Annotated in this window: 15 protein-coding genes, 1 pseudogene and 1 riboswitch; of the genes and pseudogenes, 9 read left to right on the top strand and 7 right to left on the bottom strand. The window is 71.9% G+C overall.

The window, feature by feature from the left end:
• Positions 1–59 precede the first annotated feature (59 nt).
• Positions 60–1,280 carry an Ig-like domain-containing protein gene (locus AB0G16_RS25255; protein ID WP_362809613.1) on the top strand — a complete coding sequence of 407 codons (1,221 nt, stop codon included), beginning with the start codon at positions 60–62 and terminating at the stop codon, positions 1,278–1,280.
• A 229-nt stretch (positions 1,281–1,509) separates the two neighbouring features.
• On the opposite strand, the gene AB0G16_RS25250 is transcribed toward AB0G16_RS25255, so the two are convergent.
• Genes AB0G16_RS25250 through AB0G16_RS25235 form a run of 4 tightly spaced genes read right to left on the bottom strand, consistent with a single transcriptional unit; the run spans position 1,510 to position 5,819 of the window.
• A complete protein-coding gene (locus tag AB0G16_RS25250) occupies positions 1,510–3,222 on the bottom strand; it encodes a ubiquinol-cytochrome c reductase cytochrome b subunit (protein ID WP_362809610.1) in 1,713 nt (570 codons plus the stop codon).
• Entirely contained in the window at positions 3,219–4,373 is a 1,155-nt protein-coding gene (locus AB0G16_RS25245; RefSeq protein ID WP_362809607.1) for a Rieske 2Fe-2S domain-containing protein, read from the bottom strand. The genes AB0G16_RS25250 and AB0G16_RS25245 overlap by 4 nt, the downstream gene beginning before the upstream one ends.
• On the bottom strand, positions 4,370–5,185 hold the full coding sequence (locus tag AB0G16_RS25240; protein ID WP_362809603.1) for a cytochrome c: 816 nt from the start codon (positions 5,183–5,185) through the stop codon (positions 4,370–4,372). The genes AB0G16_RS25245 and AB0G16_RS25240 overlap by 4 nt, the downstream gene beginning before the upstream one ends.
• A 16-nt stretch (positions 5,186–5,201) precedes the next feature.
• On the bottom strand, positions 5,202–5,819 hold the full coding sequence (locus tag AB0G16_RS25235; protein WP_362809600.1) for a heme-copper oxidase subunit III: 618 nt from the start codon (positions 5,817–5,819) through the stop codon (positions 5,202–5,204).
• Between the two features lie 211 nt (positions 5,820–6,030).
• Here AB0G16_RS25235 and AB0G16_RS25230 point away from each other — a divergent pair, with 211 nt between their 5' ends.
• The 3 genes and pseudogenes from AB0G16_RS25230 to AB0G16_RS25220 all read left to right on the top strand — a co-directional run.
• A complete protein-coding gene (locus tag AB0G16_RS25230; protein WP_362809666.1) occupies positions 6,031–6,429 on the top strand; it encodes a hypothetical protein in 399 nt (132 codons plus the stop codon).
• 20 nt (positions 6,430–6,449) lie between these two features.
• A complete protein-coding gene (gene trpD, locus AB0G16_RS25225) occupies positions 6,450–7,517 on the top strand; it encodes an anthranilate phosphoribosyltransferase (protein WP_362809597.1) in 1,068 nt (355 codons plus the stop codon).
• 136 nt (positions 7,518–7,653) lie between these two features.
• Positions 7,654–8,436: pseudogene (locus AB0G16_RS25220) on the top strand (histidine kinase); the annotation flags it as partial.
• A gap of 132 nt (positions 8,437–8,568) precedes the next feature.
• Here AB0G16_RS25220 and AB0G16_RS25215 read toward each other — a convergent pair.
• The 3 genes from AB0G16_RS25215 to AB0G16_RS25205 form a co-directional block, all read right to left on the bottom strand.
• Positions 8,569–8,856, bottom strand: coding sequence for an Lrp/AsnC ligand binding domain-containing protein (locus AB0G16_RS25215; RefSeq protein ID WP_362809663.1), 288 nt, complete (start codon positions 8,854–8,856; stop codon positions 8,569–8,571).
• A gap of 104 nt (positions 8,857–8,960) precedes the next feature.
• Positions 8,961–10,685 carry a DEDD exonuclease domain-containing protein gene (locus tag AB0G16_RS25210; protein WP_362809594.1) on the bottom strand — a complete coding sequence of 575 codons (1,725 nt, stop codon included), beginning with the start codon at positions 10,683–10,685 and terminating at the stop codon, positions 8,961–8,963.
• Positions 10,686–10,805: 120 nt separating this feature from the next.
• Positions 10,806–11,999: a phosphotransferase family protein gene (locus tag AB0G16_RS25205; protein WP_362809591.1), complete on the bottom strand. Its 1,194-nt coding sequence runs from the start codon at positions 11,997–11,999 to the stop codon at positions 10,806–10,808.
• A 232-nt stretch (positions 12,000–12,231) separates the two neighbouring features.
• On the opposite strand from AB0G16_RS25205, the gene AB0G16_RS25200 reads away from it, so the two are divergent.
• The 5 genes from AB0G16_RS25200 to AB0G16_RS25180 all read left to right on the top strand — a co-directional run bounded on the left by AB0G16_RS25200 (position 12,232) and on the right by AB0G16_RS25180 (position 17,173).
• Positions 12,232–13,497, top strand: a complete 1,266-nt coding sequence (locus tag AB0G16_RS25200; protein ID WP_362809589.1) for an NYN domain-containing protein — start codon at positions 12,232–12,234, stop codon at positions 13,495–13,497.
• 45 nt (positions 13,498–13,542) lie between these two features.
• Positions 13,543–14,244, top strand: a complete 702-nt coding sequence (locus AB0G16_RS25195; protein ID WP_362809586.1) for a hypothetical protein — start codon at positions 13,543–13,545, stop codon at positions 14,242–14,244.
• A gap of 176 nt (positions 14,245–14,420) precedes the next feature.
• Entirely contained in the window at positions 14,421–15,398 is a 978-nt protein-coding gene (locus tag AB0G16_RS25190) for an NlpC/P60 family protein (protein ID WP_362809583.1), read from the top strand.
• Between the two features lie 252 nt (positions 15,399–15,650).
• Positions 15,651–15,941 carry a DUF1905 domain-containing protein gene (locus AB0G16_RS25185; RefSeq protein WP_362809580.1) on the top strand — a complete coding sequence of 97 codons (291 nt, stop codon included), beginning with the start codon at positions 15,651–15,653 and terminating at the stop codon, positions 15,939–15,941.
• Positions 15,942–16,324: 383 nt separating this feature from the next.
• Positions 16,325–16,482, top strand: a riboswitch (cyclic di-AMP (ydaO/yuaA leader).
• Positions 16,483–16,639: 157 nt separating this feature from the next.
• Positions 16,640–17,173, top strand: a complete 534-nt coding sequence (locus AB0G16_RS25180; protein WP_362809577.1) for a C40 family peptidase — start codon at positions 16,640–16,642, stop codon at positions 17,171–17,173.
• Positions 17,174–17,204 lie beyond the last annotated feature (31 nt).

Raw genomic sequence — 17,204 nt, 5'->3', positions numbered from 1 at the left:
GGACCGCTTACACCGGGTAATAACTGAATCAGTGGTTCGATCCGGACAGGGGAGTTCATGTGGGGCACGCGATCCGTGGTTCGAGCCGGGGGGCCGGACTGCTGGCCCTCGCCCTGGTGACGGCCTCCTGTTCGACGAACACCGCCGCGCCCGGCGGGCCCGCGACGGCCTCGCCCGCGGCGGCGGCGGCCGTCGTCACGGTGGTCCCGCTGAACGGGGCCGCCGGGGTGCCCACCGACGTGCCGATCGTGGTCGCCGCGCAGGGCGGCACGCTGAAGAAGGTCACCGTCACGGCCCTGAAGGGCTCCAGGAAGCCCCTGGCGGGCGTTCTCAGCGCCGACGGCACCCAATGGCGCAGCCGCGGGACGGCGGCTCCCGGGGCGTCCTACGAGGTTCAGGCGACGGCGGTCAACCCGGCCGGCACCGAGACCCGCACCGTCTCGTCCTTCTCCACCGTGAAGGCCCGCGAGACGTACGCGATCCAGAACCTCATGCCGAGCCGGTACGACACCGGCCTGACCGTCGGCGTCGGCATGCCCATCATGATCACCTTCGACCGGGACGTCTCCGACCGGGTCTCGATCGAGCGCAACCTGCACGTCAGGACCTCCAAACCGGTCCTGGGCGCCTGGCACTGGTTCGACGACCGCAACGTGCACTTCCGCCCCAAGAGGTTCTGGCCCGCCCGCACCAGGGTCCGCGTGCAGGCACGCCTCGCCGGCGTGCGCGGCGGCCCCGGCCTGTACGGCGCGGCGAACCGGACCGTCGACTTCAAGGTCGGCCGCTCGCAGATCACCCGGGGCAGCGTCCTGTCCCACCACCTCACCGTGCGGCGTGACGGCAGGGTCGTTCGCGAGATGCCGATGAGCGCCGGCCAGGGGGGCGCCTGGAAGTACCACACGACCAGCGGCGTGCACCTGGCCATGTCCCGCGAGAACGTCACGGTCATGACCTCGCCCGGGATCGGGCCGGGCTCGCCGGGGTACTACCGGCTGACCGTCTACGACACCGTCCGCATCTCCAACAGCGGCGAGTACATCCACAGCGCCCCGTGGTCGGTCGGCTCCCAGGGGCACGCCAACGTCAGCCACGGCTGCGTCAACGTCAGCCCGTCCAACGCCAAGTGGTTCCTGGACAACACCCTGATCGGGGACCCGATCGTCATCACCGGCTCGCCCCGCGTCCTGGAGCCCACCAACGGCTGGGGGCACTGGCAGGAGAGCTGGAGGCAGTGGCTGAGGTGGAGCAGCCTCAAGCACTTCACCACCGACGACGTCTGACCGCCGGGCCGGGCCACGCGGCGGGCCCCGGGCGTACGAGGGGGACCCCGGCAAGGATCCCGGACACCCCGGGCGGGGTCCAGGCACACGAGGAGGGGCCCGGACACCGTGTGCGGTGTCCGGGCCCCTCCTCGTTCGACGTGGCCTCTGGCGGCCCCTCAGCCCCCCGGGTGGGCCCCCGCCGGCTTCTCGCGACCGGGGAGGACGCCCGGGAGGGCGGGGGAGCGCCTCAGCGGGTCAGGGACCTGTCGTCCTCGCCGCCCTGACCGCGCTGACCGCCCTGGCCGACCGCGGCGTGCTCGGTGTGGCCGACGGCGTGGCCGTCCCCGTGCCCGTCGCCGTCCCCGTGGCCGTCCCCGTGACCGGCCTCCAGCGGGATCTTCTCGCCGCCGTAGGCCTGGCTCAGCTTGAGCCGGAGCCTGCCCAGGGGACCGCGCATCGCCTTGGACGGGATGTCGTCGCGGCCCGTCTTCCTGTCGGAGATGACCGGGACGATCTCCCTGTTGCGCATGTGGGCCTCGATGGCCTCGTGCGGCGGGACGTGCACCTCGATGTACTCGCCGTGCGGGAGCCGCTTGATCACGCCGGACTCCACGCCGTGGCCGAGGACGGCCGCGTCGCTGCGCTGCAGGCCCAGGCAGACCCGGTAGGTGATCATGTACGCCGCGATCGGGCCCGCGATGATCAGGAAACGGCCGATGTAGGTCGTCCAGTTCAGCGAGACCTGGAAGAACGCGGCGATCTCGTCGTTGGCGCCCAGCAGCCACAGGACGCCGTAGAAGGTGACCGCCGACATGCCGATCGAGGTGCGGTGGGGGTTGTTGCGGGGACGCTCGGCGATGTGGTGCTCGCGCCGGTCGCCGGTGACCCACTGCTCGATGAACGGGTAGAGCGCCAGGCCCGTCATGATGATGCCCATCGGCAACAGCGCGGGGATCAGCACGCTCATCGCGAGCGTCCCCCCGGCCTGCCCGAAGAGGTTGAGCTCCCAGGCGGGCATCAGGCGGAGCGAGCCCTCCAGGAAGCCCATGTAGAAGTCGGGCTGCGAACCGGCCGAGATGTCGGCCGGGGTGTAGGGACCGAACAGCCAGATCGGGTTGATCTGGGCGAAGGTGCCCAGCAGCGCGATGACCCCGAACGTGAACATGAAGTAGGCGCCGGCCTTGACCATGAAGGCCGGGTAGAACGGCGAGCCCACGACGTTCTCGTTCGTGCGTCCCTTGCCCGGCATCTGCGTGTGCTTCTGCACCCACATCAGGATCATGTGGGCGCTGATCAGCGCCAGCAGGATGCCCGGGATCAGCAGGATGTGCAGCGAGTAGAACCGGGAGACGACGTCCTCGCCGGGGTACTCGCCGCCGAAGAGGAAGAAGGTGATCCAGGTGCCGACCAGCGGCAGCGAGATCGCCACGCCCTCGGTGATCCGCAGGCCCGCGCCGGAGAGCAGGTCGTCGGGGAGGGAGTAGCCGGTCAGGCCCTCGGCCAGCGCCAGCGTCAGCAGCAGCACGCCGATCAGCCAGTTGAGCTCGCGCGGCTTGCGGTAGGCGCCGGTGAAGAACACCCGCAGCGCGTGCACCATCATGCCGCCGATGAACAGCAGGGCCGCCCAGTGGTGCATCTGGCGCATCAGCAGGCCGCCGCGCACGTCGAAGCTGATCTCCAGCGTCGACGCGTAGGCCTCGGACATCGTGACGCCGTAGAGCGCCTCGTAGGAGCCGAGGTACTCCACGTGGGCCATGCTGGGCTTGAAGAACAGCGTCAGGAACGTGCCGGTCAGCAGGAGGATGATGAACGAGTAGAGAGCGATCTCACCGAGGAGGAACGACCAGTGGTCGGGGAAGACCTTGCGCAGGTTGCGCCGGAGGAAGTTCCCCGCCCCGAGGCGGTCGTCGACGAAGTTACCCGCGCCCGCGATGGGCTTGGGAACGCTTTCGGAACTCATTTCTGGGTGGCTCCGTTCTCACGGGCCTCGGCCTCGGCGTCGCCACGCTCCCAGAAGCTGGGACCGACAGGGACGGCGAAGTCCGCCGTGGCAACGAGGTACCCCTCATTATCCACGGCGATGGGCAACTGGGGCAAAGGCCGGGCGGCCGGGCCGAAGATGACCTTGGCGCCGTCGGCGGCGTCGAAGGTCGACTGGTGGCACGGGCACAGGATGTGGTGGGTGGTCTGCTCGTACAGGGCCGCGGGACAGCCGACGTGCGTGCAGATCTTGGAGTAGGCCACGATCCCGTCGCTCGTCCAGTTCAGGTTCGTCCCGGACCTGAGCTCTTCGGGACGGAACTTGATCAGGATGAGCGTGGCCTTGGCCAGCGCGTTCAGATCGTGCTCGTAACCCTCGGGCACCACCGACAGGATGCCGCCGGGGGAGTTGAAGTCGGCCGCCCGGATGGGGTCGCCGGTCCCCTCGACGAGCAGCCTGCGGGGCTTGCCGTCCTTGGTCTTCTCCCCCCAGACGGTGTGCCGCAGCTTCTCGGGGAAGTTCGTGTAGTTCGGGCCGAGGTCGCGCAGCAGCACCAGCGGGGCCAGGCCCAGCGGGGCGGCGGCGGCCAGCAGGCTGCGCCGCAGCAGCGGGCGCTTGGTGATCCCGCTCTCCGCCGCGCCCTGCATGAAGGTCTCGCCGACGTAGGACCTGGTCGCGGGGTCGGAGGCCATCGGGTGGCGCTCCTGGACCATGCTGTACTTCGGCATGACCATGCGGACCCAGGTGACCATGCCCGCGGCCAGCGCGAGCAGCGCCAGGGTGAGCGTGCCGCCCAGCGCGAAGTTGGAGACCTGCGTCTTCGCGATGTCGCCGACCTGGAAGACCACGTACGACACCACGAACCCGAGGCCGGCCAGGGCGGCGACGGCGAAGCAGAGGGCGGCGTAGCGCTCGCCCTTCCGCGCCGTCGGCTCGTCCTGCGGGACCACTCCGGGGACCTGGACGTCCGTGGCGGCCTGGGCGGTCTTCCCGGCCTGCCCGGTGCCGAGCAGCGAGGTGCTCGCCGCGGGGGAGGGGGTGCCGATCACGCGCCTGGGCGCGCGCTCCTCGGGCTGACCGGCCTGACCGGGCTGCTCGGGCTGTTCGGTGCCGTGATTGTTCTCAGTCATTTGGCCTGTCGCCTCTTCGCGGTGATCCAGATAGCGGCCAGGGAGAGCAGGCTGAGACCGACGGTCCACGCCACCAGTCCCTCGGTGACCGGGCCGATGCGGCCCAGGCCCGAGCCGCCCGGGTCGGGCTCGTTGCGCACGCCCACGATGTAGGCGATCATGTCCCGCTTCTGCTCGGGGGTGATGATGCTGTCGTTGAACACCGGCATGGCCTGCGGGCCGGTGACCATGGCCTCGTAGATCTGCCGCTCGGTGGCCTGGTTCAGCGACGGGGCGTACTTGCCCTGCGTCAGGGCGCCGCCCGCGCCGACGAAGTTGTGGCACTGGATGCAGTTGGCCCGGAACAGCTCGCCGCCCTTGACCGGGTCGCCCTTGCTCGCGTCGACCATGTCGGCGTCCGGCGTGACCGGGCCGCCCCCCAGGGACTGGATGTAGGCGCCGAGCTGGCGCAGGGTGTCCTGGTTGACCCAGGGGGCCACGGGCTTGCGCGGGGCCTGCGACGAGGGGTTGGCCAGGGGCATGCGGCCGCTGCCGACCTGGAAGTCGACGGAGGCGGAGCCGACGCCGATCAGCGTCGGTCCCTGACCGGTGCCCTCGGCGTTGCGCCCGTGGCAGCTGGAGCAGCTCCGCTCGAAGAGCTTCCTGCCCTCCTCGACGTCGTCGGCCCTGCCGGAGGCGATGGCCGCGTCGGCCTGCCGCGGGGTGGAGGCCGCCAGGGCGACGGTGTAGAGCCCGCCGATCAGCCCCAGCGCCAGAAGCAGGACGGCGTATCTCGCGAGGGGATGCCGCCGCCCAGCGGTGATCCTGTTCACAGAGATCCCCGATTCCTTATTGAATTCCGTAGATGGTCACGAAAAGGCCGATCCAGACCACGTCCACGAAGTGCCAGTAGTAGGACACGACGATCGCGCTGGTCGCCTGCTCACGGGTGAAGCGCTTCGCGGCGTACGTGCGTCCCAGCATGAGCAGGAACGCGATCAGCCCACCGGTCACGTGCAGGCCGTGGAAGCCCGTGGTCAGGTAGAACACCGAGTCGTACGCGGAGTGCGACAGCGTGTGCCCCTCGTGGACCAGCTCGCTGTACTCGAACAGCTGGCCTCCGACGAAGACGGCGCCCATCAGGAAGCTGATGATGTACCAGAAGCGCAGCTTGGCGACCTGGCCCTTCTCCGCCGCCCACACGCCAAGCTGGCAGGTCACACTCGACAGGACCAGGATGATCGTGTTGGCCAGGGAGAACGGGACGTTCAGGTGAGCCTCGGGCCAGGGTTGATCCTGACCGATGGTCACCGACCGGATGGTGAAGTACATCGCGAACAGCGCCGCGAAGAACATGAGCTCGGAGGACAGCCAGACGATCGTCCCCACGCTGACCAGATCGGGCCGGCGGGACGAGTGTGCTGTCGTCGTCGTTGAGATTGCGGATGCTGTCGCCACGGGCAGCATTATTGCGGCTCTCCTGCTCGGGTCGCCGCACGACCCCCCGATAGGGAGCCCATACGTCCCCTCAAAGGGGATCTATGGGGCAATTCGCCCGGCAGCGACTCCGGCCTGGGTGCCGGGGGCGGCCGACCGGTAGCATCCCAGGTGACCATACATCGACGTGCGAGGGACAGTGAGCGCGACCGTGAGCACCGGCGAGAGCACCGACGACAGGATGAGGATCCTCGTCTACAGCGACGACGCGAGCACCCGTGAGCGGGTCAGGCAGGCCGTCGGCCGCCGCCCCGCCGCCGACGTGCCCTTCGTCGAGATCGTGGAGTGCGCCACCCACGCCAAGGTCGTCCAGTACTTCGACTCCGGTGAGATCGACGTCGCCGTGCTCGACGCCGAGGCCAAGCCGGCCGGCGGCATGGGCGTGGCCCGCCAGGCCAAGGACGAGGTCCACGACTGCCCGCCGATCTGCCTGCTGATCGCCCGCCGTGACGACCGCTGGCTGGCCGAGTGGTCGCGCGCCGAGGCCGTGGTGCCGCACCCGATCGACCCGGTGGTGCTCGCCGAGACCGTCGCCGACCTGATGCGCCGCCGCCTGTCCACCCGCCTGACCGCCCAGTAGCGACCCCCCAGGAGACCCCCATGGACGCGCGTACCACCTGGCCCGCGCTGTTGTCCGCCCTCATCGCGGGCGAGCACCTGACGGCCGACGAGGCCGCCTGGGCGATGGATCAGATCATGTCGGGATCGGCCACCTCCGCCCAGATCGCCGGGTTCGCCGTGGCGCTGCGGGCCAAGGGCGAGACGGTCGCCGAGGTGGCCGGCCTGGCGCGCATCATGCTGGAGCGGGCCGTGCCGCTGTCGGTCGAGGGCCCGGCCGTCGACGTCGTCGGCACCGGCGGGGACCGCGCCCACACCGTCAACGTCTCCACCATGGCCGCGATCGTGGCCGCCGGGGCCGGGGCCAGGGTCGTCAAGCACGGCGGCCGGGCCGCCTCCTCCTCCTGCGGCGCCGCCGACGTCCTGGAACACCTCGGCATCGTGCTCGACCTTCCCCCCGCCGAGACCGCCAGGGTCGCGGTGGAGGCCGGGATCGCCTTCTGCTTCGCGCCCGTCTACCACCCGGCGCTGCGTTTCGTGGGACCGACCCGCAAGGAGCTGGGCATCCCCACGATCTTCAACTTCCTGGGCCCGCTGACCAACCCGGCAAGGCCCGCCGCCCAGGCGATCGGCATCTTCGACGCGCGCATGCTCCCGGTGGTGGCCGGCGTGTTCGCCGAGCGCGGCGTCTCCGCGCTCGTGTTCCGGGGCGACGACGGGCTGGACGAGCTGACCACCTCCACGACCTCCACGGTCTGGGTGGTGCGCGGCGGCCAGGCCGAGCGGACCGTGTTCGACCCGGCCGTGCTGGACATCCCCAGGGCCGCGCCGGACGCGTTGCGCGGCGGGGACGTGACCTTCAACGCCCAGGCCGTCCGCGACCTGCTCGACGGCCGGACCGGCCCGGTCCGCGACGCCGTGCTGCTGAACGCCGCCGCCGCCCTGGTCGCCCTCGACGGCGTCACCGCGGACGGCGGGGTCACCGCCGAGGACCTGAACGCCGCGATGACCGCCGGGTACGAGCGCGCCGTGCGGGCCGTCGACTCCGGCGCCGCCGCCGGCGCCCTGGAGCGCTGGATCGAGGTCAGCCGGCCGCGCGGGCGCTCCTGACGCCTCGCCCCCGAAGGCCCGGTGCGCGGGCGGTCCTGACAGCCCGTCCCGACGCGGAGCCGTCCCCTCGTGGGCTGATCGAGGATCAGCCCACGAGGGGACGCGGCCCTGTGCGGGGCCGCCCTAGATTGCGTCCATGTGGCGCGCCCTCTTCCCGACCGGGCAGATGTTCCCCCTCCCGCTGGCGTGCGTGACCCTGGGCCTCCTGGGCCTCCTGGGCCTCTGCCTGGTCGTCGTGCTCCTGGTGCGCGAGCGCAGGCTGCTGCTGCTCAGGCTCAGATCCCAGGAGGACAGGTTCGCCGACCAGGGGCGGGAGCTGGCCCGCGCCCGGTTCGCCGAGCGCCGGGCGCGCATCGCCCGGGAACTGCACGACGTCGTCGCGCACGGGATGAGCATGATGACGCTCGGCGTGGGCGCCGGGCGAATGATCATGGAGAAGGATCCCGGGCGCGCCAGGGAGACCCTGCGGGTGGCCGAGGAGTCGGGCCGCCAGACCCTGGTCGAGCTCCAGCGCGCCCTGTCGCTGCTGGACCTCGACGGCCCCTCCACCGGCAGGACGCCGCAGCCCAGGCTGTCGGACCTGGACGACCTGCTCGCCGGGGTCAGGGCCGAGGGGCTGGCCGTGGAGATCGTGCGGGAGGGCCGTCCGGCCGAGGTCGGGCTCGCCCTGGAACTGGTGGCCTACCGGATCGTCCAGGAGGCGCTCGGCAACACCCTGCGGCACGCCGGCGCCGGCTCGGCCCGCGTCACGCTGCGGTGGCGGCCGGGCTTCCTGGACGTGCTCGTCCGCGACGACGGCCGGTCCGCCCCGCCGGGGGCCGCCGGGCACGGGCTGCTCGGCATGCGCGAGCGCGCCACCCTGTTCGGGGGGACGCTGGAGGCGGGCGTCCTGCGCGGCGGGGGGTTCGAGGTGCGGGCCAGGCTGCCCACCGCCGGTGAGGTGACCCCCGGCCCGGAGAGGGGAGCCGGCGGGGCCGCCCGCCCGGACGCGGAGCCCGGCCGGAACCGCCCGCCCGGGGAGGGAACCCCGCCGGACCCGCTCACGCGGGCGCTAGTCGGACTCGCCCAGGCCGATCGAGAAGGCGGCGTCGAGGTCGTGCCGGGAGTAGGCCCGGAAGGCGATGTGCGTCTCGGTGTGCAGCACCCCGGCCACCTTGTTGATCCGCCCCGGGACCAGCTCGGCGATCTCCTCGTAGGCGCTCACCCGGATCATGGCCATCAGGTCGTACTCCCCGGTTATCGAGTAGACCTCGCTCACCCCGTCGATCTCGGCGATCGTCTGGGCGACCTCGGGGATCCGGTCCACCTCGGCGTTGATGTGCACGATCGCGGTGACCACGAGCTTCCTCCTCGTTGAGTGCTGCCTGCCGCCTCAGAAGCTACCAGTGCGGTCCCGCGCGCGGCGGGCGGCCCTACGCGGGGGCGAGCCGCGGCGGGCGGCCCTCAGCGCAGCGGGCGGCCCTCGCGCGCCCGGCGCGGCTCGCCCCCGCGGTAGGCGCGGTCGATGCGCGCCTTGAGCCTCCCGGCGCCCGAGACGGGCAGGCTCCAGGTGCCCTCCACCTCCACCAGCCGGACCCCGGGCGTCTCCAGCCAGCGGAGCACGCACTCGGTCTCCTCGGCGCTGGCCGCGTGGACCGGCCCGATCCCCGGCGGGACGGTCTCCGCGGTGGCCGTCAGCGCCTCGACGAACGGGGTGGGATGGGCGCCGGAGGGCATCACCCCCGCCGAGGCCAGGCGGCCGTAGCGCACCACGTGGATCTCCCACCGGCCGCCGGACAGCGGGGCGGCGGCGACGAGCTGGGGGATCGAGGTCAGCGACCGCAGCCGCTGCATCCTGGCCGAGGTGCGGACGTAGGCGGCGAGCCGGTCGCGGTCGGCCGCGGCCTCCTCGTAGCGCTGGTCGAGCGCCAGGCGCTCCATCCGCGCCTCGATGGCCGAGAAGACCGGTGCCGCGTCCAGCTCCAGCGCCCGGCGGGCCTCGATCACGTGCACGGCGTACTCGCCGGGGGTCTGGCGGCCCTCGCACGGCGCCCCGCACCTGCCGATCTCGGCGAGCGCGCAGGCCGACCGCCGGGTGCGGACGGTGATCCGCTCGCTGCACTGCCGCAGCGGGATCGCCTCGTGCAGCGCCGCGCGGGCGTCCTCGGCGGCGCGGGTGCTGGAGAAGGGCCCGAGATAGGAGGCGTCGTCGTCCTTGACCTCGCGGACCACCGACAGGCGGGGGAAGGTCTCGTCGGTCAGCTTGAGCCAGAACATCTTCTCCGGGGAGCGCGACCTGCGGTTGTAGCGGGGCTTGGCCGAGCCGATCAGCCGCAGCTCCCTGACCTCCGCCTCCAGCGGGGTGGCGCAGGAGATGGACCTGACCCGCGCGGCGATGCCGACCATCTCCCGGATGCGGGGCCGGGTCTCGCCGGCGGTGAAGTAGCTGCGCACGCGGTTGCGCAGGTCGACGCTCTTGCCGACGTAGAGCGGGTCGCCGCCCTCGTCCTCGAACACGTACACGCCCGGGCCCGGGGGCACGGAGTCGGCCAGGTGCCTCTTGCGGCGCTGCTCGGGCGTGGGCGCGCGGACGAAGCCCTTGAGCTCCTCCAGCGTGTGCACCCCGAAGGAGCCGGCGCGTTCCAGCAGCGCGTGCAGCACGTCGGCGGTGGCCCGCGCGTCGGCGAGCGCCCGGTGGCAGGGCTCGGTGCCGCTGAAGATCCTCGCCAGCGTGGCGAGCTTGCAGTTGGGCGCCTCGTCGCGGGTCAGCAGCCGCCGGGCCAGGCCGACGGTGTCGACCACCTGGTGGCCGGGCGGGGGATGGTCGTGGGCGGCGCAGGCCGCCTTGAGGAAGCCCATGTCGAACCCGGCGTTGTGCGCCACCAGGGTGGAGCCGGCGGCGAACTCCAGGAAGGACGGCAGCACCGCCTCGATCCTGGGCGCCGCCGCCACCATGACGTCGGTGATGCCGGTCAGCACCGAGATGAACGGCGGGATCGGCCCGCCGGGGTCGACGAGGGTGCCGAACTCGCCGAGCACCTCGCCGCCCCTGACCTTGACCGCGCCGATCTCGGTGATCGCGTGCTCGCCCGCCGAGACGCCGGTGGTCTCCAGGTCGAACACGACGAAGGTGACCTGGCTGAGCGGTGTGCCCAGCTCGTCGAGCGTTCCCTGTACGGCGTAGTCCACGATTCACGACCCTAGAAGCCCCGACCGACATTTAGCGCACCGCCTCCCCCGCCGGGAGCCCGCCGGGAGGTCCCGCCACGGGGCCGCGCCGCGACCACCGGGAACCCGGGCGGGCGCCGCTCAGCCGTGACGATCCTCCTCGATCATCCGTTCGAGCCGGTGGCGGTGGAGCACCAGGTCGTCGGGGTCGGCGGGCATGGGCTGCTCGCCGAAGTGGATGCGGCGGTGCCAGACGCGGGCCATGATGACGCCGTGCCGCAGCGCGGCGTAGACCTCGTAGAACTCCATGTCCCGAGGGGCGTATCCCGTCATTTCCCGGTATGTGCGGCATACGTCTTCGGGTCGCATGAAATCCGGCAGGCCCGGCAGGCCCATGGACTCGGCCACGTCCTGGAAGAACCGGTGCAGGAAGATCATCCAGCCGAGGTCCAGCTCCCGGGGGGCGACCGTGGCCATCTCCCAGTCCAGCACCCCCACCGGGGCGAAGTCCCGGTACATCACGTTCCCGATGCGGGCGTCCCCCCAGCTCAGCACGTCGGGCCCGGGGTCTGCGGGCCAGTGCTCCTCCAGCCAGCCGAACGCCCGCTCCAGCAGCGGGACCCGCATCGCGCCGTGCGCCCACTCGTAGTAGGCGCGCTGCTCGTCGACGTGCGCGCGCAACGCCGGCCCGCCCGCGCCGGGAGGCCGTAGCGCGGCCATCTCCCCGTCGGTGAACGGGGCGTCGTGCAGCCTGGCCAGGATCTCCACGCTCCGCCGCTGCAACCGGGCGCGGTCGGCCGGGGAGGCGTCCAGCAGCCAGCCCTCGAAGGTGTACGGCAGCACGTCCGGCGGCACGTCGCCGTCCAGGCGCTCCATCACGAAGAAGGGGGTCCCCAGCGGTCCCGGGTCGGGTTCGTACCACAGGGTCGGCGGGGCGAGCACGCCCGCGCGCTCCCTGACCAGGCGCATGACCCCGAACTGCCTGCCGAGGTCGTAGTCGGGGAAGACCGGCACCGCCTCGCTCGCCGGCGCCATCCTGGCCACGCAGCGGACCTCCTGGACCTCGCCGCCGCCGCCGCCGCCGTCGCGGCCCTCACGACCCTGGCCGACACCGTCGCCCTCGCGGCCCTCGCGGCCCTCGCCGCCGGAGGTCCACCGCGCGTCGAAGATCAGGGTCTCGCTGGACATCCCGTTCCCCGACGGGTGGGCGAGCCGGGAGATCGTCACCGGGGCCCCCACCCGGCCGGCGAGCCAGGAACGGAGCCGCTCGCGCAACTCCTCCAGGTCACGGGTCGAGGTCCGCATCCCCCTGGCCTGCCGGCGTTGCTCGTCCATCGCTCTCCCGGGTGGCGTGGGTCACAAAGTGATCCGCACAGTCGTAACCTATGAGCAATCGCTTGTCCACAACGGGTTCACCGGCGGGCCGGGCGCCGGTCGTCCTCGGTCAGGTCGGGGTCAGGGTGCGCTAGCCGTACCCTTGACGTGAATGCCGATCCGAGTAGGGGCCGTGATGAGTTCAGCCGGAGAGGGCCTGTCTCGTCCGTTACCCGAGCAGGTCCGTTCACATGTGGTGGAGCTGGCGTCCCAGATCCTCGGGTCGATGCCCGCCGCCTCGGTCCCGCCGCCGCTCAAGGGGATCGCCAGGTTCGACCCCCGCAAGCGCGCCAAGCTCGGCGGCACGCCGATCGCGGCGCAGCTGGAGACCGACAAGAAGTTCCGTGAGCTGGTCGCCGAGACGCTGACCACCGGCTGGCCCGAGCTGGTCGCGAGCCTGGCCGAGGGCACCGTGCCGCCGGCCGCCGAGCCCGTCATGGTGGCCGCCGCCGCCTACCTGACCCGGCCCCCCGGCTGGGCGGAGATGGTGGAGACGGCCCGGGCCGACCTGGAGCGGTCGGCCGCCGTCGCCGAGGGGTCGGCCCAGGAGCAGACGGTCGCCCGGCTGCGCGAGCAGCTCGCCGCCCAGAAGACCGCCGCCAAGGACGAGGCCGACCGGCTGCGCGAGCAGCTCAAGGCCTCCCGCTCGGAGGTGTCCGACCTGCGCCACCGGCTGCACGACGCCAGGGAGCGGGCCAGGGCCGCCGAGGCGCGCGCCACCGAGGCGGCCGAGGTCGCCGCCGAGGCCAAGACGGCCGCTACCTCGGCCGGAAGCAGCATGGAGAGCGAGCTGCGCCGCCTGCGCGAGCGCCTGGCCGACGCCGAGCGTCAGCTCGAGGCCACCCGCAGGGCCGCCCGCGAGGGCCGCAGCGTGGAGGACACCAAGGTGCGCATGCTGCTGGACGCCCTCCAGGACGCCGCGGCGGGGCTGCGCAGGGAGCTCGCGCTGCCGTCGGGCATCCACCGGCCCGCCGACTCGGTCGCCGCCGTGGCGCCGGGCAGGCAGGGTGTGCAGGCCGTCCCGGCGCGGGCGCTGGCCGACGACGACCCCGCCCTGCTCGACCAGCTGCTCGCGCTGCCGCAGATCCACCTCATCGTGGACGGCTACAACGTGACCAAGTCCGGTTACGGCACGTTCACCCTCGCCGACCAGCGCAACCGCCTGCTCACCGGCCTGGGCGCGCTCTACGCGCAGACCCGCACCGAGCTGACCTGCGTCTTCGACGGCGCCGAGCTGAACGGGCCGGTGCCGGTGTCGGCGCCGCGCGGGGTACGCGTGATGTTCAGCGCCCCCGGGCAGATCGCCGACGACCTGATCCGCCAGCTGGTGCGCGCCGAGCCCACCGGGCGGGCGGTCGCGGTGGTCTCCTCCGACCGCGAGGTGGCCGACTCGGTCCGCAGGATGGGCGCCCGTCCCGTGCCGGCGGTCCTGCTTCTGAGGCGTCTCGGTCGTGCGTGAACCTTTCGGGTGATTCGCGCATCGAACACCCGGGAGGATGTCCCCATGAAGAAGATCACAGCGCTCGCCCTCACCGTCCTGGCGGGCGGCGCGGTCACCGCGGCCCCCGCCGCTCCCGCCGCGGCGGCCCCCGCCGCGCTCACCGCGCCCGCCACGGGCGTGCCCGCCGCGGGGGCACCCGCGGCCGGAGCGGCCGCCATTCCCAGGGGCTTCCTGCTGTACGAGAGGGACGCCGCCGGCAAGGACGACGACCCCCAGACGAACTGGAAGGTCAGCGGCTCGGTGAAGGCCAAGCTGGCGGTGAACCCGTGCGACCGGAGCACGCTGGCCAGGACCGGCCGCCTGGCCGCGCGGACGGTGACGTACACCGCCGTGCCGGACTTCCTGAAGGTCGAGCAGGTCGTGCTGTACCGGACGCCGGCCGACGCCGTCAGGGCGGTCTCCCAGGTGCGCGCGGCCCTGGGCGCGTGCCGTTCCGGCACCGGGTCCGCCTCGACCTACCGCTACGCCTCCGCGCGGCTGGGCGGGCTCGGCGACGAGGCGCTGAGAGTCGCCGGCCAGGTCTACTACGACGGCAGGGCCGGGGTGGGCGGTGACCGGAGCGTACTGGTCAGGAAGGGCGACGCGGTCCTGGTCTACCTGTGGGCCGGGGAGTACGCCAAGCCCGCCAGGAGCGACTGGGCCACCCAGCTGCGCGACGCGAGGAGGATGACCGCCAAGGTCTGCGCCATCGCCACCTGCGGGTAACCGGTACCGCCGTCCGGCGGAAGCGGTCCACGGTCCACGGTCCACGGTCCACGGCACGGAAGCGGCCATCATCGTTTGGGGCAAACCCGGCGAAAAGGTGAGCCAATCATTACTTCTTCTGTACTATTCGCCGCAGGTCTGTGTATCTGGGAGGCGTTGACGTGGCCGTGGCGGGCATGCCGGTTGGACTGAGTCGGATACCGGTGGTCGCCGGTCTCGCCCTGGCGCTGATGATGGTGCCGGTGGGCGGGGCGGTCGCGGAGCCCAAGCCCACCCTCACCCAGGCGAGGAAGAAGCTGGCGAAGCTCAACGAGCAGGCCGACCAGGTCGTGGAGAAGTACAACCAGGCCTCGGAGAAGTGGAAGCGGGCCAAGAAGAAGTACCGGGAGCTCAACGGCGAGCTGACCCGGCGCGGCGAGCGGGTCACCGGGCTGCGCGAGGAACTCGTCTCGCTGGCCGTCAGCACCTACCAGACCGGCCCGGTCACCGGCTGGGAGAACATGATCGCCCAGCCCGATCCCTCGGCGCTGCTGAGCGGGATGGCCGCCGCCGACCAGATGGCCGCCTCCCGGGCGCGGGCCCTCGACGCCTTCAACGAGGCCACCAGGGAGCTGCGGGCCGGCCGGGAGGCGGCCAAGAAGGTGCTGGCCGAGACCGACGAGATCCGCGACGAGCTGGCCGAGGAGAAGGCCAAGGCCGACAAGATGGTCAAGGCGCAGACGAAGCTCCTGCGCGAGCTCGGCGCCTTCCGGACGGGCAACCCGGACAGTGCCGGGATCCAGTACAGCGGCTCCGCCTCGGGCAACGCCCGCGCCGCCCTGCAGTTCGCCTTCGCCCAGGTGGGCAAGCCCTACCAGTACGGCGGCACCGGCCCCGGCGGCTGGGACTGCTCGGGCCTGGTGCAGGCCTCCTGGCGCAGCGGCGGGGTCAGCATTCCCCGTACGACCTGGGAGCAGTGGAGCTGGGGCGCGAGCCGCAAGGTCTCGCTGGACGCCCTGCAGCCGGGCGACCTCATCTTCAGCGAGGGTCTGGGACACGTCAGCATGTACGCGGGCGACGGCAAGATCGTGCACGCCCCGCAGACCGGCGACGTGGTCAAGGTCGTCCCGATGTCGGCCTACGGCCGCCGTCTCGTCGGGGCCGTCCGCCCCTGAGGGGGCCGTGCCCCCCCGGCGGCTCTCGGCCGCGCGTGGGGCGGTCGTGCGTGGGGCGGTCGTGCGTTTCCGAGGGGGCCACGTCCCCGGGAGGGACTTCCCGTTCCGGGGGGGGGCGTCCATCGGTGCCGGTGAAGAGATCTCGTGCGGCGGCGACGATTTCAGCGCCTCGCGGGAGTCATCCCTACCGACCATCGGCCTCCTCCGGGCCCACGGAGGCGCACCGCACACAGGAACCGGGAGACGACGACCATGCCCACACCCACGACCCCTCAGCCGCTCGACCACACCTTCACCGCCCCGATCGAGAAGGACGGCGCCTTCGCCACCTTCGTGACCGTGCCGGGCTCGGCCGAGGTCCTCGGCACGAGGAGGGCCGTGAAGGTCGCCGGGACGATCGACGGTCACCCCTTCACGGCCACGCTCATGCCCTCGGGCTCGGGCCCGCACTGGCTGCCCCTGCGGGCGGAGCTGTGCAGGCTCATCGGCAAGCGCGAGGCCGGTGAGGAGGTGGCCTTCCACCTCGAACGGCGGCTGAGCTGAACCGCCGCCCGGGATCCGGGACGGCCGGGGCCCGGGACGGCCGGGGCCCGGACGGCCGGGTCCCGGCCTCCCGGGCCGGTCGCCGCAGCGATCCCACGATGTGATGAAGATAACAAAAATCGCCTTTTCCGGGATTGACGAGCCCGTGTGACGAGAGTCATATCTCGATCGCATAAACAGGCATCACGCAGCGGTAACGGCGGGATCAAGATGCCGACTCGATACTCCTTTTCGAGGAACCCTTTGCCGAAACGTGGCGATCGGAGTAACTTCTGGCTGCGCGACGTGCAAGCCATGCCGCCGCGGTGAACGACGGCCTCCGGGCCGTGTCCCTTCATAGAAATCCAACCGGCCGCCGTGCCCCCGCAAGGGGCGGACGTCATCGCGGTGGCCCGCCGAATCCATGCAGCCAGGAGGCATGGAACCGGGGACCCAAAAGGCCCGGCACGGTGGCCAGGGGTGAATCGGCACATTTGTGTCGTAGGGCATCTTCCAAGCCCGAATCCGTCAGCTAACCCGGTAGGCATCAGTGGAAGCACCAAGGAGAAATCCTGTCTACCACCTCGCGCAACCCCCGTCTGTCGCGCCTTTTCCGCCTTTCGCTGGGCGGCGTCGCCCTCACGTTGACCGCCTCGGCCGGAGCGGTCACCCTGGGGTCCACGGCGGCTCAGGCGACGACGGACAATCCCTCTGACATCTTGGTCAGCAGCCCCACCGGCGTCCTCGAGCAGGCCGGCGGCACGGAGGCGACGCGGGCCGGGGGTGCGAAGAGCACCGACCGGATCGCGAGGAACGTCAAGGTCAAGGCCAGGACGAAGAACACGGCCCCGGCCGCGGCGAAGACCACGATGAGCAGGGCGGCACTGCAGAAGGTCAAGGCTCTCAAGGCGGTCACGGCGGCCAAGAAGCAGGTCGGCGATCCGTACCGGTGGGGAGCCTCCGGTCCCGGCGCGTTCGACTGCTCGGGGCTCGTCCGCTACGCCTGGCGCAAGGCGGGCGTGTCCCTCCCCAGGATCACGCAGAGCCAGTACCGGACGATCAGGAAGAAGGTCTCGTGGAGCAGCTTGCGCCCCGGTGACCTGCTGTTCTTCAGCGGGAAGGGCCACGTCGGCATGTACGTCGGCAAGGGCAGGATGGTCCACTCGCCGAGCAGCGGCAAGACGGTCAGGATCGTGAAGCTGCAGGGCCACTACAGGTCCTCCTTCGCCGGCGCGGTCCGACCGGGCGCCTGAACCCCCGGGGCCGGGCGGGAGCCCGGACCCG

Origin of the sequence: Streptosporangium sp. NPDC023615 (assembly GCF_040640155.1) — a bacterium.
In the GTDB taxonomy this organism is placed as follows: domain Bacteria; phylum Actinomycetota; class Actinomycetes; order Streptosporangiales; family Streptosporangiaceae; genus Streptosporangium.
This window is presented reverse-complemented; position numbering and strand designations above follow the sequence as displayed.